At 69.7% G+C, this 21,443-nt stretch carries 16 protein-coding genes; 10 read left to right on the top strand and 6 right to left on the bottom strand.

The window, feature by feature from the left end; genetic code table 11:
* Positions 1-404 precede the first annotated feature (404 nt).
* From WYO_RS02570 to WYO_RS02615, 10 genes are all read left to right on the top strand, one after another.
* The gene (locus WYO_RS02570) at positions 405-1,616 is read left to right on the top strand and encodes a putative DNA modification/repair radical SAM protein (protein WP_007558694.1); all 1,212 of its coding nucleotides are present in this window, start codon (positions 405-407) and stop codon (positions 1,614-1,616) included.
* Between the two features lie 98 nt (positions 1,617-1,714).
* The gene (locus tag WYO_RS02575; RefSeq protein ID WP_007558696.1) at positions 1,715-3,232 is read left to right on the top strand and encodes a UdgX family uracil-DNA binding protein; all 1,518 of its coding nucleotides are present in this window, start codon (positions 1,715-1,717) and stop codon (positions 3,230-3,232) included.
* Between the two features lie 270 nt (positions 3,233-3,502).
* A complete protein-coding gene (locus WYO_RS02580) occupies positions 3,503-3,820 on the top strand; it encodes a type II toxin-antitoxin system RelE/ParE family toxin (RefSeq protein ID WP_007558697.1) in 318 nt (105 codons plus the stop codon).
* On the top strand, positions 3,817-4,116 hold the full coding sequence (locus WYO_RS02585; RefSeq protein ID WP_007558700.1) for a helix-turn-helix transcriptional regulator: 300 nt from the start codon (positions 3,817-3,819) through the stop codon (positions 4,114-4,116). The genes WYO_RS02580 and WYO_RS02585 overlap by 4 nt, the downstream gene beginning before the upstream one ends.
* Before the next feature lie 301 nt (positions 4,117-4,417).
* Positions 4,418-4,714, top strand: a complete 297-nt coding sequence (locus tag WYO_RS02590; RefSeq protein WP_007558701.1) for a nucleotidyltransferase — start codon at positions 4,418-4,420, stop codon at positions 4,712-4,714.
* Positions 4,695-5,054, top strand: coding sequence for a DUF86 domain-containing protein (locus tag WYO_RS02595; protein ID WP_007558703.1), 360 nt, complete (start codon positions 4,695-4,697; stop codon positions 5,052-5,054). Before WYO_RS02590 ends, WYO_RS02595 begins: the two co-directional genes overlap by 20 nt.
* Before the next feature lie 22 nt (positions 5,055-5,076).
* On the top strand, positions 5,077-8,229 hold the full coding sequence (gene polA / locus WYO_RS02600; RefSeq protein WP_007558705.1) for a DNA polymerase I: 3,153 nt from the start codon (positions 5,077-5,079) through the stop codon (positions 8,227-8,229).
* A 160-nt stretch (positions 8,230-8,389) separates the two neighbouring features.
* Positions 8,390-10,477: a PAS domain-containing sensor histidine kinase gene (locus WYO_RS02605; RefSeq protein ID WP_007558706.1), complete on the top strand. Its 2,088-nt coding sequence runs from the start codon at positions 8,390-8,392 to the stop codon at positions 10,475-10,477.
* Between the two features lie 55 nt (positions 10,478-10,532).
* Positions 10,533-11,504, top strand: a complete 972-nt coding sequence (locus tag WYO_RS02610; RefSeq protein WP_007558708.1) for an NADPH:quinone oxidoreductase family protein — start codon at positions 10,533-10,535, stop codon at positions 11,502-11,504.
* 170 nt (positions 11,505-11,674) lie between these two features.
* A complete protein-coding gene (locus WYO_RS02615; protein WP_007558710.1) occupies positions 11,675-13,357 on the top strand; it encodes a methyl-accepting chemotaxis protein in 1,683 nt (560 codons plus the stop codon).
* A 97-nt stretch (positions 13,358-13,454) separates the two neighbouring features.
* Here WYO_RS02615 and WYO_RS02620 read toward each other — a convergent pair whose 3' ends face one another.
* The 6 genes from WYO_RS02620 to WYO_RS02645 all read right to left on the bottom strand — a co-directional run bounded on the left by WYO_RS02620 (position 13,455) and on the right by WYO_RS02645 (position 21,226).
* Positions 13,455-14,468 carry an adenosine kinase gene (locus WYO_RS02620; RefSeq protein WP_007558712.1) on the bottom strand — a complete coding sequence of 338 codons (1,014 nt, stop codon included), beginning with the start codon at positions 14,466-14,468 and terminating at the stop codon, positions 13,455-13,457.
* 52 nt (positions 14,469-14,520) lie between these two features.
* Positions 14,521-15,075, bottom strand: a complete 555-nt coding sequence (locus WYO_RS02625) for a Uma2 family endonuclease (protein ID WP_128754924.1) — start codon at positions 15,073-15,075, stop codon at positions 14,521-14,523.
* A gap of 65 nt (positions 15,076-15,140) precedes the next feature.
* Positions 15,141-16,550: an MFS transporter gene (locus tag WYO_RS02630; protein ID WP_007558716.1), complete on the bottom strand. Its 1,410-nt coding sequence runs from the start codon at positions 16,548-16,550 to the stop codon at positions 15,141-15,143.
* Between the two features lie 527 nt (positions 16,551-17,077).
* Entirely contained in the window at positions 17,078-18,007 is a 930-nt protein-coding gene (locus tag WYO_RS02635) for a glutaminase (protein ID WP_007558718.1), read from the bottom strand.
* A gap of 25 nt (positions 18,008-18,032) precedes the next feature.
* Positions 18,033-19,802, bottom strand: coding sequence for an ABC transporter ATP-binding protein (locus tag WYO_RS02640; RefSeq protein WP_039902032.1), 1,770 nt, complete (start codon positions 19,800-19,802; stop codon positions 18,033-18,035).
* Positions 19,803-20,005: 203 nt separating this feature from the next.
* On the bottom strand, positions 20,006-21,226 hold the full coding sequence (locus WYO_RS02645; protein WP_348270285.1) for an MFS transporter: 1,221 nt from the start codon (positions 21,224-21,226) through the stop codon (positions 20,006-20,008).
* Positions 21,227-21,443: the final 217 nt, after the last annotated feature.

Genomic DNA, 21,443 nt, shown 5'->3' on the forward strand with positions numbered 1-21,443 from the left:
GAGTTCAAATATAGCCCCCAATTATGTAGACGAATTCGCCAGACGCCAGCATCATGCTTGGTTTCGTCCATTTTTCGGCACCCATCAGGTACCTCAGGCGAATTTTTTCGTCCACAAGACATAACAATGGAACGCGATGCCAAGGAATCAAGTGCGCGTTTGCATTTTGTCATTCTAATATTGGTTCCGTAATTACTTAATTCTTATGTGTAAATTATTTATCTTTAATCCTTCAGGGCAAGTAATATACTAGCCGATAAATATTGTCCTGCCTCGGCATTCTGAACAGGACGCCATGCGGAAGCGAACCAGAGGATTGCCTGCGCTCGGGGTGCGGCATCGCGGACGGGGGCCGGGCGCCGGTCGGCCTTGCCTCTTGAGGCCTCTCGTTCATTGTCTGTTCGATGGACGAGACCCTGGCCAAGAAACTGCGCATCCTGGCCGATGCCGCCAAGTACGACGCCTCCTGCGCCTCCTCGGCGGCGCCGAAGCGCGCGGCCGGGAAGGATGGGCTGGGCTCCACCACCGGGGCCGGCATCTGCCACGCCTACACGCCGGACGGGCGCTGCGTCTCGCTGCTGAAGATCCTGCTGACCAATTGGTGCCTGTTCGACTGCGCCTACTGCATCAACCGGCGCTCCTCGAACGTCCGGCGGGCGAAATTTTCCGTCGAGGAGGTCGTGAACCTCACCCTCAACTTCTACCGGCGCAACTACATTGAGGGCCTGTTCCTGTCGTCCGGCATCATCAAGTCGCCGGACCACACGATGGAGCTGCTGACCCGGGTGGCGAAGTCGCTCCGGCGCGACCACGGCTTCGCCGGCTACATCCATCTCAAGTCGATCCCGGAGGCGAGCCCCTGGCTGATCGAGGAGGCCGGCCTCTACGCCGACCGGCTCTCGATCAATGTCGAGCTTCCCACTGAGGCGAGCCTGGAGCGGCTGGCCCCCGAGAAGGACGGCGCCGCGATCCAGAACGCCATGGCGCAGATCGGCGAGCGCATCGTCGAGGCCAAGGCCGAGAAGCGGCGTTTCTCCCCGGCCGGGCATTCGACCCAGGTGATCGTCGGGGCCGACGCCACCACCGACGAGGCGCTGATCCGCAAGAGCGCGCATCTCTACGGCAGCGTCGGCCTGAAGCGGGTCTATTATTCGGCTTTCAGCCCGATCCCGGACGGGTCGTCAATCCTGCCGCCGAAGCCGCCGCCGCTCCAGCGGGAGCATCGGCTCTACCAGGCCGACTGGCTGCTGCGGTACTACGAGTTCACCCCCGACGAGGTCGCCGACGCCTCGGACGGCGGGATGCTCGCCCTCGACATCGACCCGAAGCTCGCCTGGGCGCTCAAGCACCGCGAGAAATTCCCTGTCGACGTCAACAAGGCCGACCGGGAATGGCTGCTGCGGGTGCCGGGCCTCGGCGCCAAGGCGGTCGACAAGATTGTCCAGGCGCGCCGCCACGCGACCCTGCGCCTCGACGACGTCGCCCGACTGACCTCCGGGCTGAAGCGCGCCCGCCCGTTCCTGATCGCCGCCGACCATCGCCCGGTGGGGCTCACCGACCGGCTCGACCTGCGCGAACGCCTGGTCGAGCCGGCCCGGCAGCTGAGCTTGTTCTGATGAGCGGCCTGCGTGCATTCCCTCCCTCCGCTGTGGGGGAGGGTGGTCCGCGAAGCGCGGCGGGGGAGGGGAGCGACGATTCCGGACAGGGCGGGACGATGGCTCCAACCACCACCGTCGCGCTGCCCCTCTCCCGACCCTCGCTCACGCGAGGCCCACCCACCCCCGCGGAGGGGGGAGGGACTGCGTACACGCCGCAGAGCATCCTCCTGCGCCCCGGCGCCGATCTCGCCGGTTTCCGGGATGCCGCACGCCGGCTCGTGGCGCAGGGCGTCCCGCCCGAGGCGGTGACGTGGTCGGTGACGGATTCGCCCGGCTTGTTCGGTGACGAGACGGCTCAGGCCCCCGCCGGCCCGCTCGCCCTGCCCAAGGCCGTCGCCGGCCTGATCCCCCAGGTGATCCCTCATCGTGATCCGGAGCGCTACGGCCTGCTCTACGCCCTGATCTGGCGGGTCTGCCAGGGCGAGCGCCACCTGATGGAGGTCGGCAGCGATCCCCTGGTCCACCGCCTGCACCGGATGGCGAAGGCGATCGGGCGCGACCTGCACAAGATGCACGCTTTCCTGCGGTTCAGCCGCGCCGAGGATTCGGGGGGCGAGCATTTCGTGGCGTGGTTCGAGCCCGACCACCACATCCTGGAGGCGGCCGCGCCGTTCTTCGTCGCGCGCTTTCGCGGCATGCGCTGGTCGATCCTGACGCCCGACGGCTCGGCGCATTGGGATACCGAGACCCTGGCCTTCGGTCCGCCGGGGGACCGGGCTGCGCTGCCCGAGGGCGACGGGTTCGAGGCCGGCTGGCAGACCTATTACGAGAGCACGTTCAACCCGGCCCGCACCAACCTGAAGGCCATGCGGGCGGAGATGCCCAAGAAGTACTGGCGCAACATGCCCGAGACCGCCGCGATCCCCGCCCTCGTCCGGGCGGCGGCGGGACGGACCGAAGCCATGATCGAGAGGGAGCCGACCTTGCCCACACGCCGCGAACCCGCCCGCGCCGTCGCCGCCATGGCCGACCAGGACCCGAAGAGCCTCGACGCGCTGAACGCGATCATCAAGCGGACCGAGCCGCTGGTCCCGGGCGCCACGCAGGCGGTCCTCGGCGAGGGGCCGGTCGGCGCCACCATCGCCTTCGTGGGCGAGCAGCCGGGCGACCAGGAGGACCGGCAGGGCCGGCCCTTCGTCGGACCGGCGGGGCAGCTGCTCTCGCGCGCCATGGCGGAGGCCGGGATCGACCGGGAGGCGAGCTACCTCACGAACGCGGTGAAGCACTTCAAGTTCGAGGAGCGCGGCAAGCGCCGCATCCACCAGAAGCCGACGGCCGGCGAGGTCAGCCACTACCGCTGGTGGCTCGACCGGGAACTCGACTTCGTCGCCCCGAAGCTCGTGGTCGCGCTCGGCGCCACCGCGGTTCTGGCGCTCACCGGCAAGGCGGTCCCGATTACCCGGGCGCGCGGCCCGTTCCGGTTCGACCGGCTCGACAACCGCTTCCAGGGCTTCATCACCGTCCACCCGTCCTACCTGCTGCGCCTGCCCGACGAGGCCAAGGCGGAGGCCTACGCGGCCTTCGTGGACGACCTGCGCCGGGTGGAGGAGCTCGGGCGCGAGCTGGCCGCGTGATCGGTCGAACGGGGCAGATCTTTTGATCCCGCTGCCCCCGTGCGGCACGGCGCACGATCAACGTGCATTTGTAGTGTAATAACGCAAGAACAATCGGACGGATCGACAAGCCTGTACTGCGTGGCGGAGCAGGGGTGTCTGGCCGATCCGATCTTCGACCGTCGCTAATGTCGCCTGCCCTTCAGGACGTCGCCGATCGCGTGGATGACGACAGACAGCGTCCCGGCGTCCAGCTTTGACGGGACTTCGCATTTTTGCTAAGTCCCGGATATGTGGAGCGTCGAATATCTGTCGTCCGCTGCTCAGGAAGAGGCCGAGCTGCCGGTGGATATGCAGGCCCGGCTCGCCCGCATGATCCAGGTGATCGAAGCCCACGGTTTGCAGAACCTCCCGCGGGATTGGAGCAAGCCACTCGGCCACGGACTCTGGGAACTTCGGATCACCGGCAAGGACGGCATCGCCCGCGCCATCTACGTGACGGTAACGGGGCAGCGCGTCGTGATCGTACGGGTGTTCGTGAAGAAGAGCCAGAAAACCCCACACCGCGAACTCGAACTCGCCCGGCAGCGGGTCAAGGAGGTGCGATGAGCACGATCAAGGCCAGCGAGCTACACAAGAAGCGCATGGCGGACGATCCCGCCTACCGCGAAGCCTACGACGCACTCGATGAGGAATTCGCCCTGGTATCGGCGCTGATCGCGGCTCGGACCCATGCGCAGCTGAGCCAAGCCGAGGTTGCAACCCGTATGGGGACGACCGAGAGTGCCGTGTCCCGACTGGAGAGCGGCAAGACCAAGCCTTCGACACGCACCCTGGAGCGTTACGCGCGGGCGACCGGCCACAAGCTGACGATACGCCTGGAGCCGCAGCCATCGGGACGGTAGGCGTCTAGAGGACGAGAGAGAGCCGGTCGGCGACGTCCGCTGTCAGCAGACCTCGACAGCAGCCCTCAGGGTACGGAACGACAGCTTCATCCCCGACTAGGTCATCATAGCTCGGAAGGTGTTGTGCTCATACCCCGGCACGCCAGCGATGCGATCGAGCCGCACAGGAAGGCCGCGGGAAGAGACGCAGCAATCGTGCTGATCCTCGCCAACCCGGGAGAAATGCGCGCGGCGATGCACAAGCCCCACCGCCGCGTTTCTGTTAATCTGCCGGCCATCGCATCCGCACGGCCCCTCCGCCATGGACAGCCACGCCGCCCTCGCAATCCTGCGCGCCAACGAGGCCGAGCTGCGCCGTCGCGGCGTCCGGCACGCGGCCCTGTTCGGTTCCGTGGCCCGCGGCGAGGCCCGGGCCGACAGCGACCTCGATGTGATGATCGAGATCGATGCCCCTGTGGTGGGCGGCGTCTACGGGTATGTCGGGCTGTGCCGGTTCATCGGCGACCTGTTCCCGATCCGCGTCGATGTCGCCAACCGCGCGGGCTTGAAGGACCGGATCCGGGAGCGGGCCGAGCGCGATGCCCTTGTCGCCTTCTGAGCGCGACCGCGCCGCCTGCTCGGATATCGTCGCCAACGCGCAGCGGGCCGTCGCCTTCGTGGCCGGGTTCACATTTCCAACCTTCGCGGCGGACGACCGCACCCACTACGCCGTCGTGCGCTGCCTGGAGATCATCTCGGAGGCGAGCCGCCGGCTCAGCTCCGCCGCGAAGGCCCGGCATCCGGATGTGCCGTGGCGACTGATCGCGGGTGCGGGCAACGTCTACCGGCACGGCTACGACAGCGTGACTCTGGACATCGTCTGGCTCACCGTCCACGACGAACTGCCCGTTCTCGTCGCGGCCTGCCGTGCCGAGCTGGACCGCGCGCCCGAGCCCTGATCGCCCCGAGACGCCTTCGCCCATGACCGCCGAGATCGCCATCGCAAGTCCCAAGAAGGTCGGCCCGGGTGATCAGGTGATCCTGGTCGACGGCTCGTCGTTCATCTTCCGGGCCTATTTCCAGTCGATCAACCAGGACCAGAAGTACAATTCGCGGCCCTCGGACGGGCTGCCCACCGGCGCGGTGCGGCTGTTCTGCACCAAGATCGCGCAGTTCATCCAGGAGGGCGCGGCCGGCACGATGCCGACCCATCTCGGGATCGTCTTCGACAAGTCCGAGGGCTCGTTCCGCAAGGAGATGTTCCCGGACTACAAGGGGCACCGCCCCGACGCGCCCGACGACCTCAAGCGCCAGATGCCGCTGATGCGCGACGCGGTGCGCGCCTTCGGCCTGCACGCGGTGGAGCTGGAGCGCTACGAGGCGGACGACCTGATCGCCACCTACACCCGCCAGGCGGAGGCAAGGGGCGCGGGCGTCATCATCGTCTCCTCCGACAAGGACCTGATGCAGCTCGTGGGGCCGCTGGTCCGGTTCTACGATTTCGAATCCGGCGCCAAGGGCAAGGCCGGCTACCGGCCCGAGCGCAACCTCGATGTCGAGGCGATCATCGCCAAGTGGGAGGGGCTGCAGCCCAACCAGATCGGCGACGCCTTGGCGCTGATCGGCGACACCTCCGACAACGTCCCCGGCGTGCCCGGCATCGGGCTGAAGACCGCCGCCGCGCTGATCAAGGAGTTCGGCAGCCTCGACGCGCTGCTGGAGCGCGCGGGCGAGATCAAGCAGCCCAAGCGCCGCGAGACCCTGCTCGCCAATGTCGAGCAGGCCAAGCTCTCACGCAAGCTCGTGGCGCTGATGGAGGACGTGGCCGTCCCGGTGCCCCTCGACGACCTCGCCGTGCCCAAGCCCGACCCCGAAAAGCTCGTCGGCTTCCTCAAGGCGATGGAGTTCAACACCCTGACTCGCCGCATCGCCCAGATGCTGCATGTCGATCCCGAGGCGGTGAAGCCCGATCCGGCCCTGCTGCCGGGCGCCCGGCCCCACGGCTACCGGAACGGCGCCGGCGGCAGCGACGCGGTGCCGTTCTTCGGCGATTCCGTGCCGCTGGACCCGGAGACCGCGGCGGCCGGGGCCGAGCGGCCGCCGGGCGCCGCCCCGCCCGAGGGCGGCGAGGTCGATCCCTTCGCCGATCTCGACCTGCCGGACGCGCCGGCCAAGCCCCGGGCGCCGATCGAGGCGACGCCGGGCAACGTCGTCGCGGCCCGCGCCGCGGAGGCGGTGGCGCCGTTCGACACCGCCGCCTACGAGACCGTCGCGTCGCTGGAGCAGCTCGACGCCTGGATCGCCGAGGCCGAGGAGGCCGGGGTGGTCGCGGTCGATACCGAGACCGACGCGCTCGACGCGCACAAGTCCGGGCTCGTGGGCGTCTCGCTGGCGACCGCCACCGGCCGGGCCTGCTACATCCCGCTGGCCCATATCCAGGCCGCGAAGGTGCAGGCCGATTCCACCGACCTGTTCGGCGAGGGCGCGGCGGCCTCCGATGTCGCCGAGCCGGTGCCCGGCCAGATCCCGCTCGACGCGGCCATCGCGCGGCTGAAGCCGCTCCTCGAGAATCCCGGGGTGCTGAAGGTCGGCCAGAACCTGAAATACGATTGGGTCGTGCTGGCCCGCTACGGCATCGAGATCACGCCGTTCGACGACACGATGCTGATCTCCTACGTGCTCGACGCCGGCAAGGGCGGCCACGGCATGGATGAGCTGGCCCGGCGCCATCTCGGCCACCAGCCGATCACCTTCACCGACGTAGCCGGCACCGGGCGCAACAAGGTCAGCTTCGACCGCGTCGCCATCGACAAGGCCACCGCCTACGCGGCCGAGGACGCGGACGTCACCCTGCGCCTGTGGCGGATGATGAAGCCACGCCTCGTCGCCGAGCGGCGGGTCGCCGTCTACGAGACCCTGGAGCGGCCGCTCCTGCCGGTGATCGCCCGGATGGAGCAGCGCGGCATCCGGGTCGACCGCGAGATGCTGAGCCGGCTCTCGGGGGATTTCTCGCAGATCCTGGTCCGCCTGGAGGAGGAGATCCAGGAGGATGCCGGCGAGAAGTTCTCCGTCGGCTCGCCCAAGCAGATCGGCGACATCCTGTTCGGGAAGATGGGCCTGCCGGGGGCGAAGAAGACGCCGTCCGGGCAATGGGCGACGCCCGCCACGCTGCTCGAGGAACTGGCCCAGGCCGGGCATCCCCTGCCGAAAAAAATCCTGGAGTGGCGCCAGCTCTCGAAGCTGAAATCCACCTACACGGACGCCCTCCAGACCCATGCCGACCGGGAGACCGCCCGGGTCCACACCTCGTTCTCGCTGGCGGCCACGACGACGGGCCGCCTGTCCTCTTCCGAGCCGAACCTGCAGAACATCCCGATCCGCACCGAGGAGGGCCGCCGCATCCGCCGGGCCTTCGTGGCCGCGCCGGGTAACCGCCTGATCTCGGCGGATTACTCGCAGATCGAGCTGCGGCTCTTGGCCCACATGGCCGACATCCCGGAGCTGCGCAAAGCGTTCGCGGACGGCATCGACATCCACGCGGCGACAGCCTCGGCGATGTTCGGCGTGTCGCTCAAGGACATGACCCCCGACCTGCGGCGCCGGGCCAAGACCATCAACTTCGGCATCATCTACGGCATCTCGGCCTTCGGGCTGGCCGACCGGCTCGGCATCGGCCGGGAGGAGGCCTCGGCCTTCATCAAGCAGTATTTCGAGCAGTTCCCGGGCATCCGGGACTACATCGACAGCACGAAGAAGATCTGCCGGGACAAGGGCTACGTCACGACGCTGTTCGGCCGGGTCTGCCACTACCCGCAGATCCGCTCCAACAACCCGTCCGAGCGGGCCAGCGTCGAGCGCCAGGCGATCAACGCCCCGATCCAGGGCTCGGCCGCCGACATCATCCGCCGGGCGATGACCCGGATGGAGATCGCGCTCACCGCCCAGAAGCTGAAGGTCAGCATGCTGCTGCAGGTGCACGACGAGCTGGTCTTCGAGGCCGCCGAGGACGAGGTCGAGCGCGCGATCCCGATCATCCGCGGCGTGATGGAGGAGGCGCCCGCGCCGGCCTTGACCCTCAAGGTGCCGCTGGTGGTGGAAGCCAACGCGGCGGAGAATTGGCAGGAGGCGCATTGAGGGGGTAAAGCCAAGACCGGCACACGCGCTCTAGCCTGGTCTTGGCGTTGTCCGTCTCAAGTTGGTCTAGCGCGGCGTCTCGAAAAGTGGTTTTCGGCTCTCGAGATGACCCAAGACCGAAACGCCGACGCTTCTCCATGACCCGGATCGCCATCGCCCCGTGACCGATCCCCTGGCCTTCCTCGCCGGCGGCGGCGAAGCCGCGCGGATGATCCGCGCGCGCGACTGGTCCGGCCATCCGCTCGGCTCGCCGGAGACCTGGCCGGCCGAGTTTCGGGCGGCCCTGTCGCTGGTGCTCAACTCGCCGGAATCGATGATCCTGGCCTGGGGCCCGGATCTCCATTTCTTCTTCAACGACACGTATGTGCCCCTGCTCGGGCCGCGGCTGCCCTGGGCCATGGGCGCGCGGTTCGATGAGGTCTGGGCCGATGGCTGGGCGCAGGCCAAGCCGATCATCGACGCCGCCATGGACGGTCGGCCCGAGCGGTTCACGGACCTGCCGTGGCGGCTCGATAGCGACCGGGGCGCCCGGGAGACGTGGTGGACCTTCTCGTATTCGCGGGTGCTCGACGCGGACGGCAAGGTCGCGGGCCTGTTCATCCTCACCAACGAGACCACCGGCCGGGTCCTGTCCGACGCCGCCCTCACGGAGAGCCAGGCCCGGCTGGAGACGGCACTCGCCGAGCTGCGCGACCTCAACGCCTCGCTGGCGCGGCAGGTCGAGGAGCGCACCGCTGACCGCAACGCCCTGTGGACCCTCTCGTCCGACATGATGCTGCGCTGCCTGTTCGACGGGACGATCACCGCGGTGAACCCGGCCTGGACGGAGGTGCTGGGCTGGCGCGCCGACGAGCTCGTCGGCGCGAACCTGATCGACTTCGTCCACCCGGACGATCTGGGCCGCACCGCCGAGGGTGGGCGCCAGCTTGCCGAGGGGCGCAGCCAGGCCCGCTTCGACAACCGCTACCGCCACCGGGACGGCAGCTACCGCTGGATCACCTGGGCGGCGCGGCCCGGGGAGACGGTGATCAACGCGGTCGGGCGCGACTTCACCGCGGAGCGCGAGCGCGCCGACGCCCTGGCGGCCGCCGAGGAGGCCCTGCGCCAGTCGCAGAAGATGGAGGCGGTCGGCCAGCTCACCGGCGGCATCGCCCACGATTTCAACAACCTGCTGGCCGGCATCTCGGGCTCGCTGGAGCTGATCCAGACCAGGCTGGCCCAGGGCCGGCTCAAGGATGTGGACCGCTACATCAATGCCGCCCAGGGCGCGTCGAAGCGCGCCGCCGCCCTGACGCACCGCCTGCTCGCCTTCTCCCGCCGGCAGACCCTCGACCCCAAACCAACCGACGTGAACCGGCTGGTCGCCGGCCTGGAGGAGCTGATCCGGCGCACGGTCGGCCCGGCCGTGACGGTCGATGTGATCGCCGCCACGGGCCTGTGGCCGGCTCTGGTCGATCCGCCGCAGCTCGAGAACGCGCTGCTCAACCTGTGCATCAACGCCCGGGACGCGATGCCGGAGGGCGGGTCGATCATCATCGAGACCGCCAACACCGCGCTCGACGCGCGCGAGGCCCGGCAGCGCGACATGCCGCCGGGGCCGTATCTGCTGCTGCGCGTCACCGATACCGGCACCGGGATGGCGCCGGAGATCGTCGGCAAGGTGTTCGAGCCGTTCTTCACCACCAAGCCGCTCGGGCAGGGGACCGGCCTCGGCCTGTCGATGATCTACGGCTTCGCCCAGCAATCGGGCGGCCAGGTGCGGATCGTCTCGGAGCTCGGCCGGGGCACCAAGGTCTGCCTCTACCTGCCCCGCCATGGCGGCACCGTCGCGGAAGAGGATCCGCTGGCCGCCGCCGGGGCGCCCGCCCGGGCTGCGCCGGGGGAGACCGTGCTGGTGGTCGACGACGAGCCGACCGTGCGCATGCTGGTCACCGAAGTGCTGGAGGATCTGGGCTATACGGCGATCGAGGCCGCCGACAGCGTCGCGGGCCTGAAGGTGCTGCAATCCGACGTGCGCATCGACCTGCTGGTCAGCGATGTCGGGCTGCCCGGCGGCATGAACGGGCGGCAGATGGCCGAGGCCGGGCGGTCCACGCGCCCCGGCCTGAAGGTGCTGTTCATCACCGGCTACGCGGAGGCCGCCGTGCTCGGCAACGGCCAGCTCGACCCCGGCATGCAGGTGATCACCAAGCCGTTCGTGGTCGAGGTGCTGGGCGCGCGCATCCGCGAGATGATCGGTACGGCTTGACCCCGCCGCCGGTCCGGGCCTGAACAGAGCGAAAGACACCAACCGGGAGGACAGGATGCGGGCGCTGCTGTGCACGAGGCTCGACGGGCCGGAGCATCTGGAGATCGTGGAGCGCCCCGATCCGGTGCCGGGCCCCGGGCAGGCCCTGGTGCGGATCCGCCTCGCCGCCCTCAACTTCTTCGACACGCTGATCGTGGCCGGACGCTATCAGGTGAAGCCGCCGCTGCCGTTCTCGCCCGGGGGCGAGGGCGTCGGCGTGGTCGAGGCGCTGGGGGAGGGGGCTGCGGGCGTTTCCGTCGGCGACCGGGTCATCGTCCATGCCGGCTACGGCTGCTGCGCCGAACGGATCGCTGTCGACGCCGCCAAGCTGACCCCGGTGCCGGAGGCCGTGCCGGACGCGCAGGCCGCGGGGCTCACCATCACGTACGGCACCTCGCTGCACGCGCTCGCCAACCGGGCGCGCATCCAGCCGGGCGAGTGGCTCGCCGTGCTCGGCGCCTCCGGGGGCGTCGGCCTCGCCGCGGTGGAGCTCGGACGGCTGATGGGCGCTCGGGTGATCGCCTGCGCCTCGTCGGAGGAGAAGCTCGCGGTCGCCCGCGCCCACGGCGCCGAGGCGACGCTGGTCTACGACCCCGCGACCCTGAAGGACGCGCTGCGCCGGATCAGCGGCGGCGGGGTCGACGTGGTCTACGACGCGGTCGGAGGCGATTACGCCGAGCCCGCCCTGCGGGCCCTGGCCTGGCGCGGCCGCTACCTCGTCATCGGCTTTGCCGCCGGCGGCATCCCGCGGCTGCCGCTTAACCTGATGCTCCTGAAGGAGCTCGACGTGCAGGGCGTCCATTGGGGCGCCTTCCTCGACCGCGAGCCGGAGGCGCACCGGGCCGACCAGCGCCGCCTGCTGGCCTGGGTCGCCGAAGGCAAGCTCACCGCGCAGGTCCACGGCACCTACGCGCTGGCCGACTTCCAGGAGGCCTTCGGGTTGCTCACCCGCCGGGCGGCGGTGGGCAAGGTGCTGTTGCAGCCCTGATCCGGCGGGGGCGTCGCCCCGCTCCGGATGTCAGTCGGCCGGCGCGAAAGATCTTCTGCGGTCTTCCGCGCCGATCCGCCGTATTTTTCAGATGGGGCGGCGAAATTGAAACTCTTTTTGTCATCACGGCGCGCTAAGGTTCAATGCGGCGACGTGGGATGGAGGGTGGGATGCAGTGGGCGCGTAGTATTGCCATTCGATTGTTTCTTGTATCGTTTGTTGGCTTCGTTCTTCTGATCGTCAACTCGCTGACCAATATTCTGAGCATTCACGACGTGCATGAGTCGGCCCGGGAGATGCGGGAGGTCTGGAACGTCAAGAATCACGAGCTGGACGATCTCCAGTTCCTGGCGCTCCGGTACCACACGACGACGATCCGCAAGGTGATCGCCGAGGACAGCGCCGAAAACCGCGACCTCGACGCCGAGTTCACCGAGATGGATGCGGCCATTCCCGAGAGGTTCAAGCAGTACCGGTCCCATCTCGGATCCGCCGACGAGACCGCCCTGTGGAACGCCTTCGAGGCGCGGTGGCAGGCCTATCTCGCCGCCCGCGAACCCATCATGGCGGCGCTCAAGCGCGGTGACCGCAACGCCGCCCGCGACGCCATCGCGCCGGCCCGCACGCCCCTGGTCAACGTCTTCGGGGCGCTGTCGGACCTGGCCAAGGTCAATGCCGCGGGTACGCAGGCCGCGACGCGGCGCGCCGAGGACGCCTACAGGACCGCCTGGACCGTGACGGCCGCCCTGCTGGTCGCCGGCCTGGCCGCGACGGCCGGAGCCCTTCTGCTGATCCTGCGCGGCGTCGCCCGCCCGATCCGGTCCATGACCGCGATCATGGCCAGGTTGGCGGCGCAGGACCTGTCCGTCGCCGTTCCCTTTGCCGGGCGGCGGGACGAGATCGGCGCCATGGCGGCTTCCGTCCAGGTCTTCAAGGACGGCCTGATCCGGGCCCGCGCTCTGGAGACGGAGACCACCCAGGCAAGGCAGGCTGCCGAGGAGCAGCGCAAGACCGGCATGCGCCAGATCGCGGACGCCTTCGAGGGCGCCGTCGGCGGCATCATTGGGACGGTGTCGGGGGCGGCGGCGGCATTGCAGACCACCGCCACGACGATGACCAAAACCGCCTCCGGCACCGCCAGCCAGTCCCTGCGGGTTGCGAGCGCGGCCCAGCTGGCCGCCGCCAACGTCAACACTGCGGCCTCGGCCGCCGAGGAACTCGAGACCTCCGTCCAGGAGATCGGCCGCCAGGTCTCGAACGCGGCGGCGCTGACCCAGGCCGCCGTCGAGGACGCGGCGTCGACGGCGCATCTGGTGCAGGAGCTGAGCGGCGCCGCCGCCCGGATCGGCGACGTCGTGACGATGATCACGACCATCGCCGGCCAGACCAACCTGCTGGCGCTCAACGCCACGATCGAGGCGGCGCGTGCCGGCGAGGCCGGCCGCGGCTTCGCCGTGGTCGCCGCCGAGGTGAAGGAGCTGGCGAGCCAGACCGCGAAGGCCACCGACGAGATCGGCGGCCATATCGGACGGATCCAGGCCTCCACCGACGACGCCGTGTCGGCGATCGGCCGGATCGGCGGGCGGATCCAGGAGATCAGCGCGGTGGCGACCCTGATCGCCGCCGCCGTCGAGGAGCAGGGGGCCGCGACCCAAGAGATCGCCCGCAACGTTACCGAGGCGGCCTCGAGCGCCGGCGAGGTGACGAGCAGCATCTCCGGGGTCGCGGACGCCGCCAACGAGACCGGGGCGGCGGCCGACCAGGTGCTCAGCTCGGCGTCCGAGCTGTCGCTGCGCTCCGAGCATCTCCGGAGCGAGGTGACGCATTTCCTCGCGACGGTGCGCGCCGCCTAGGGCCGGTCCCGAGCGCGTTGCCGCCTCGATGGCAACGCGCGCTCGCTTACGCCGAACCGGTACCCGCCTCGGCGGCCCGCGCTCTGCGCGGTCCCGTTCAGATCAGCTTGCGCGCCTTGGCCAGGCCGACGAGGTCGGCCTGGGGGCGCGCGCCGATATGCTGGATCACCTCGGCGGCCGCCAGCGCGCCGAGGCGGGCACTGGTGACGTTGTCGAGGCCGCGGGCATGGCCGGCCAGGAACCCGGCCGCGAACAGGTCGCCGGCCCCGGTCGTGTCCAGCACCTCGCGGACCGGGCTCGCCTCCACCGACCGGACCTCGCCGCCCTGCACCACCAGGGCGCCCTCCGACGAGCGGGTGACCAGGCCGAGCAGGTGCCGGCCCCGGGCGTTGCGCTCGTCGCGAAGCGCGGCCACGGCGGCCTCGGGATCGTCGGTCTGGTAGAGGCTCTGCAGCTCGCCGATATTGGCGAACAGGATGTCGATGCTGCCGTCGCGCACCAGCCCCAGGAACTCGTCCCGGTAGCGGCCGACGCAGAACGCGTCCGACAGGGTCAGCGCCACCGCGTTGCCGGCCTGGTGGGCGATCTGGACCGCCTTGCGGAACGCGTCCTTGGCGGCGGGCGGGTCCCACAGATAGCCTTCGAGATAGACCACCCGGGCCGAGGCCACGAGCGCCCGGTCCACGTCCTCGGGCTTCAGCCCCTGGCAGGCGCCGAGATAGGTGCTCATCGTGCGCTCGCCGTCCGGCGTCACCAGCACGAAGCAGCGGGCCGTGGCCGGCCCCTCGATCGCCGCCGGCACCGTGAAGCCGACGCCCGTGGCCTTGAGGTCGTGGCCGAACAGGCCGCCGAGCTCGTCGTTCCGCACCTTGCCGACGAAGCCGGTCTTGGCGCCGAGCAGAGCCGCGCCCACCGCGGTGTTCGCCCCCGAGCCGCCCGAGACGATCGTGGCCGGGCCCATCGCGGCGAACAAAGCCTCCGCCCGCTCCTCGTCGATCAGCTGCATCGCGCCCTTGGTCACCCCCTGGGCGTCCAGGAAGGCGTCGTCCGTGCGGGCGATCACGTCGACGATGGCGTTGCCGAGCACGAGGAGATCGAGGGGTGTGGTCATCCGGGCGTCCTGATTCGCGGTTGCGCCGCTGTGACATCCGCCTCGGATCGGATCAAGCCGCGGGATCTGCGGGGGGCGGGAGATCGGCAAACAGCTCGGCGACGGACAGGCTCAGGCCGGGTGGGGTCAGAGCGAGTTGTCCCTCGCTGGCGATGCGGGTCTCGATCAGCCCGTCGGTGCCGCGCGCATGGTGGATCACGAGGCGCTTGACCGGGTCGATCATCAGATAGTGCGCGACGCTGGCGACGCTGAAATAGCCGGAAAGCTTGCGGCCGGAATCAACCGCGACGGTGCTGGGCGACAAAACCTCGACGACAATGACGGGATTGGGGATCTCGGTCGCGTCCGGGTCCGCGCGCGCGCCGCAATAGACGACGGCGTCGGGCTCGTGGACCGTCGTGTCGTTGATGCGCACGCTCATCCCGTCCGGTAGTGCGCGGCAAGGGAGCTGCGTCCGGTTCAAGGCGGATCGGAGCGCGAGGTAGGCCGAAGCCTTGACCTCCGCGTGCCGAACCCGCTCCGGCGACATCGCCACAACTTGGCCTTCGACCAGCTCGTAGCGCCCCGGCTGGCCCTCGGCCCAGACCAGGAACTCGTCGACCGTCATCCGAGGCTTCGGCTGTGCGACCATGCCGTCAGGCTAACACGATTCGCATGCGTGCGGACCGCGCCTCACCCCGCGATCTTCTCCAAGGCCACATCCCGGGTGCGGGGCCCGAGGAGCCCGACGAGCGACCCGGCCGCCAGCATCGCGGCGGAGATGAACAGGAACACCCCCGGAGTGCCGGCCTCGCGCAGCACGAAGGCGATGACGAACCCCGTAAAAATCGCCGAGAAGCGGCTCCAGGAATAGACGAAGCCCACCGCCCGGGCCCGGATGCCGGTGGGGAACAGCTCGGCCTGGTAGGCGTGGAAGCTGTAGGACATCACGTTGGAGGCCAGCGTCAGGCCGATCCCGAGCGCAACGATCACCGGCACGTCCCGGGTCTGCGCGAAGGCCAGACCGCAGGCGATGTAGACCAGCGCGGCGGCGACAATGACATGCTTGCGCTCGAACCGGTCGGCGATGGCGAGCCCGATCAGCGGGCCCACCGGGGCGGCCAGCGCGATCAGCGCCGTGTAGGCGAGGCTCGACGTGATGGTGATGCCCTGCGCCACCAGCAGCGTCGGCACCCAATTGGCGAAGCCGTAGAAGCCCACCGTCTGGAAGACGTTGAAGCCGGCCATCATCAGCGCCCGGCGGCGATAGGGCGCCACCCATAGATCGCCGTAGGCGCCCCGCCGCTGAACCGGCTCCGGTGCTGCGGCCGGCGGCAGGGGGCGGCCGTATTCGGCGGCGACCCGGCCCTCGAGGCGCCGCAGGACCACGTCGGCTTCCGCGAGCCGCCCGCGCTCGACCAGCCAGCGCGGGCTCTCCGGCAGGCCGGCGCGCAGCCACCAGACCCCGATTGCCGCGGTGGCGCCGATCAGCACGACCCAGCGCCAGCCATCGATGCCCAGCGGCGCCGTCGGGATCAGCAGGTAGGACAGGAAGGCCACCACCGGCACGGCGGTGAAGCCGATGCCCTGGCACAGGGCGAAGGCGCGGCCGCGGATCCCCTTCGGCACCAGCTCCGAGAGGTAGCTGCCGATGGTCACCATCTCGAGGCCGAGGCCGATGCCGGCGATCAGCCGCCACAGATTGAGCCCGAACGCGTCGGTCTGGCAGGCCATCACCACGTTGGCGGCCGTGTAGGACAGGAGCGACCAGGTGAAGATCGCCCGGCGGCCGAACCGGTCGGCGAGCCAGCCGCAGATCAGGGTGCCGATGAACAGCCCCGTGAACAGGGCCGCCACGAAGCTCGCCACGCCGCTGGCGCCGAACAGCCCGGGCGTGGTCGGCGTGAGGATCCCGGCCTTCACGAGGCCCGGGGCGACGTAGCCGGTGAACAGCAGGTCGTAGAGCTCGAAGAAGAAGCCGAGGCCGAGCAAAGCCACGAGGCGCCAGATCGTCCGCGTCGGCGGCAGGCGGTCGAGGCGGGCCAGGATGGCGCCGGGCTCCAGGGCGGGTCCGTCAGGCTGCGCGATCCGTGTCGTCGCCATCCGCCCGCGCCTCCCGTACCCAGCTGTGTCGCTTATGTGCTCGCCACTGCCTTGGAACTGTCACGCCTGCAAGGGTTCGTTGGTGCACAGGCAGGGCGAGCGTGTCCGAGCCAAGCCGGGATTGGCCGTTTCGACGGGCGAGGGGCATCCCGGATAGCATACGATGCGTTCCTCGAAGATCGTTGGCGGAGGCGGTTCGCCGGATCACGTTGCCTCGGCGTTTCGAGGCGACGGCGAAATCCGAAAGTCTCTGCTGCGCAACTGCTCCCTCGCGACACGGGACCCGTCCGAGGGCGGGTCTGGGCCCAACCGGAGCCGCTCCGACCCAAAACCCTCATCCTGAGGTGCCGAAGCGAAGCGAAGGCCTCGAAGGAGGCCTCCAGGGATCGCGCGCCCGGCTGGAGGGCTCCTTCGAGGCCGCTTCGCGGCACCTCAGGATGAGGGGATTGGTGGGATAGGCCCTTTGGCTTGGCGGAGCCCTCCGCGTGGATCTCGCAGAGACGGGGCGCGCTGAAGCCGAGCGAATCTCAGGCCCCGAACACCGACCAGCCCATCCGCTGGGTCAGGCGCTCCAGCGCGACGCGGCCGAGATGGGAATTGCCCGCCGCGTCCAGGCCGGGCGACCAGACCGCGATCGAGGCCTTGCCGGGCGCCACCGCCAGGATGGCCCCGCCGACGCCGCTCTTGCCCGGCAGGCCGACCCGGTAGGCGAACTCGCCCGAGCCGTCATAGTGGCCGCAGGTCAGCATGATCGCGTTGATGCGGCGCGCCCGCTCGGCCGAGACGACATTGTGGCCGGTCGACGGGTTGCGGCCGTTATGGGCCAGGAACCGCCCCGCCATGGCGAGCTGCCGGCAATTCATCGCGATGGCGCAATGGTGGAAGTAGACGCCGAGCGTGTAATCCACCGGGTTCTCGATGACGCCGAACGATTTCATGTAGTTGGCGAGCGCGGTGTTGCGGAAGCCCGTGCGCTTCTCCGAGGCCGCCACCCGCTCGTCGATGGTGATGGTCGGGTCCTGGGCCAGGAACTGTAGGAAGCGCAGGATCTCGCCCAGCGCCTCCCGCGGCTCGTGGCCCGAGAGGATCAGGTCGGTCACCGCGATCGCGCCGGCGTTGATGAACGGGTTGCGCGGAACCCCGCACTCGCGCTCCAGCTGGACGATCGAGTTGAACGGGTTGCCCGAGGGCTCGCGCCCGACCCGCTTCCAAAGCCGGTCGCCGGCCATGCCGAGCGCCAGGGTGAGCGTGAACACCTTCGACACGCTCTGGATCGAGAACGGCGTCTCGCTGTCGCCGCCGGTCGTGACCCGGCCGTCGGCATCGATCACCGCGATGCCGAACTGGTTCGGGTCGACCCGGGCCAGTTCGGGGATGTAGTCGGCCACCGCGCCCCGGTCGGAGCGCTGCGCCATCTCCGCCGCGATCTCCCGGATGACGCTGTCGAGGTCGGGCACGGCCGGGTTCCCCGGAGCGCCGCCGTCAGGCGGCGGCCAGGGACATCGACATCGATTCCTTCTTCATCAGCTCGCGGAAGAAGCCGTCGAGATGGGTCAGGTTGTCGGGCGAGCCGTCCTGGATGATGCGGCCGCCTTCCAGCACGACGATCCGGTCGAAGTCCTGGAGCGTCGAGAGGCGGTGGGCGATCGCGATGACGGTGCGGCCCTTCATCAGGTTGGCGAGCGCCTGGCGGATCGCCTGCTCGGATTCCGCGTCGAGCGCCGAGGTCGCCTCGTCGAGCAGCAGGATCGGCGAGTTCTTCAGGATCGCCCGGGCGATGGCGATGCGCTGGCGCTGGCCGCCCGAGAGCTTGACGCCGCGGTCGCCAACCATCGTGTCGAAGCCCTCCGGCAGGGCCTGGATGAACTCGGTGCAGCGCGCCGCCTCGGCGGCCTGCCAGACCTCCTCGTCGGTGGCGTCGGGCCGGCCGTAGCGGATGTTCTCGCGCAGGGAGCGGTGGAACATCGACACGTCCTGGGGCACGACCGTGATCGCCTCGCGCAGGGATTCCTGGGTGACGCGCTCGATGTTCTGGCCGTTGATCCGGATCTCGCCGCTCTTCACGTCGTAGAAGCGCTGCAGCAGCGAGAACAGGGTCGACTTGCCGCCGCCGGACTTGCCGACGAGGCCGACCTTCTGGCCCGGCTCGATCACCAGGTCGAAATCGGTGAAGACCGGGCGCCCGTCCGGGTAGTTGAAGGCGACGTGGTCGAACTCGATCTTGGCGCCCTGTCCGGTCAGCGGCTTGGCCTCCGGATGGTCGACGAGGTCGTGCGGCTGGAGCAGGGTATGCAGGGCCTCGGCGAGGCGGGCGGTGTGCTGGGTCGCGTCGACCAGGGCCACCGCGAGGTCGCGGGTGGCCGCCAGGATGCGGATGCCGAGCGTGCAGACCAGCACGACCTGGCCGTTGGTCGCCTGCCCGGCCTCCCACATCTGGATCGCCCAGTAGAGCAGGCCGAACACCGCCAGCACGGTGAGCACCGCGTGCACGATGCGCAGCTTCTCGAGGTAGAGCAGCGACGAGCGCCGGGCGCGCATCTCCGTGGCGATCGTGCCCTCGAAGCGCTGGCCCTCACGCTTGAAGCCCGAGAAGGCGCGCACGAGCGACATGTTGCCGACGAGATCGACCATCTCGCCGTCCACGGAAGCCGCCTTGGCGGCGAAGTCGTGGTGCAGCGGCTTGCCGGCCGCGGCCATCTTGAACATCAGCACGACCACGGCGGCGAAGACGCCGGCCAGGATCGCCGCCATGGTGGTGTTGACCGTGGCGATGTAGGCGATCGACCCGAAGGCCGCGACCGTCGGCGGCATCACGTTGAACACGAACATGTTCTCGACCGTGAAGATCGCGTTCGAGGTCGCCGTGATGCGCGAGGCCAGGGTGCCCGGCTGCCGGTCGGAGAAGAAGGTCGGGGAATGGCCGGTCATGTGCCGGAACAGGTCCCGGCGGATGTCGCCGGTCACGCCCACGAAGGTGAAGGCCCCGGTCAGCGCCGCCACGCGCCAGAGCATGTTGTCGGCCGCGATGAAGCCGATCAGGACTGCGAGCGCCCCCCAGACCACGGTGTTGCCCGGGCCCGGACCCTTGGTCAGCGCGTCGACCACGCCCTTGAGGGCGTAATCGGTCGAGACCGAGAACCCGACCGCGCCGAGCACGGAGATCAGGATCACAAGGTGGGGCACCCAGCGGCGCCGGAGGTATCGCCCGACAAAGGCGAAGGGCCTCTCAGCGTATTGGTGCAGCTCTTCCATCGCGGTGACCATTCCGTATTCACGCGGCACTGGCTGGTGCGGGCTGAGGCGGAGTGCAACGCGGGCGCAGTCGGACCCGCAGCGGCAACGCGACAGCGTTGCCATATGTTGCACCGGCCCGCACCTCCCGCGCGCTTTTATCTGTCAAACCTGAACGCCGCTTGAGCGGCGCGGATACACGCAAGCGAATCTGGTGCCGCGGATCACGCCTCCTCCGCGGGCTGGCGCGTCTCGGGCATGATCAGCGCCACCAGCATGAAGGCCGCGAAGCCCATCAGGGCCAGCCCCAGGAAGGCGCTGTGGCTGCCCAGGCGGTCGGCCATGATCCCGGCGAGCGACGTCGACAGGGCAGCGCCCACGCCCATCGCGGTGCCGACCGCGCCGAGCGCGAGGTTGAAACGCCCCGTACCCCGGGTGAGATCCGAGACCACGAGCGGAACCATCACGCCGAGCACCGAGGCGGAGATCCCGTCGAGCACCTGGATGGCGACCAGGCCGTAGGGGTTGGTGGTGTAGGCGAGCATCAGCCCGCGCACCGGCAGGGCGCCGAAGCCGAGGAGCAGCACCGGGTAGCGCCCGAACCGCTCGGCCGCCCGGCCGACCGCCGGGGCGCTCACCGCGAGCACCGCCTGCGGGACCATGATGCAGGCGGCGATCAGCGCGGTGGCGGTCTCGCTCGCCCGCAGGGTCAGCACGCTGCCCACCAGCGGCAGCATCGCGGCGTTGGCGAGGAAGAACAGGACCATGCAGGCCGAGAAGCACAGGAGCCCGCGATTGGTCAGCAGCGCCCGGACCCCGTCCCTGCCGGAAGCGCGCGGCGCCTGCGCCGAAGCGGCCGGCTCCTGGAACACGTTGGCGTCGATCTCCTGGGCGCGGATGCGGCTGAGCGCGATGATCGTCGGCACCACCAGGGCCGCGGTCAGGTAGAAGACGGCGCCGTTCGAGAGGTAGTAGCCGATGGCGCCCATGCCGGCGGCGCCGAGCGCGTTGCCGACCGCCGCGAAGCTCGCGTTGCGGCCGAGGCGCTCGCCCGCCCGGGCCCGGCCGACCAGCCCGATGCTGATCGCCGCGATCGCCGGGGTCAGCACGCAACTCGCGCCCGAATGGACCGCCATCGCCAGCAGCACCACCGGGAAGCTCGGCCAGACCGCCAGCGCGAAGGCGCTGCCCGAGATGCCGATCACCGCCACCGCGGCAGCGAAGCGCTTCGAGCGCACCACGTCCACGAAGGCGCCGCCGGGCACCTGACCGAGCAGGGCGACGAGGCTGCCCACGGTGAGAGCGAAGCCGATATCGGATTGGGTCCACTTCGCCTGCGAGAAGTAGACGGCCAGGAACGGCCCGAACCCGGTCTGCAGGTTGGCCACGAAGAACGCGAAGGCGTCGAGCCCGTGGCGGCTCACCGCCGACACCGTTCGGTCCACCGGCGCCGCCTCCGCGGCTGCGCGCGAGGGCTCGCGCGCGACCTCGGCCGACTGATCCTTCAGGCGGACGGGCCGCGACCGCGGGTCCTGACGGGACACCTCGCGCTCGCGGGGGGAAACGGCGGGTCTGGCCTTCAATCGGGCCACCGTCACTTGTCCGGGGCCTTTTCAGGAGGGGTGGCGGGGGGCGGCGCGGCCGGCGCCGGCGCGGAGGGCG

Origin of the sequence: Methylobacterium sp. GXF4 (assembly GCF_000272495.1) — a bacterium.
Lineage (GTDB): Bacteria > Pseudomonadota > Alphaproteobacteria > Rhizobiales > Beijerinckiaceae > Methylobacterium > Methylobacterium brachiatum.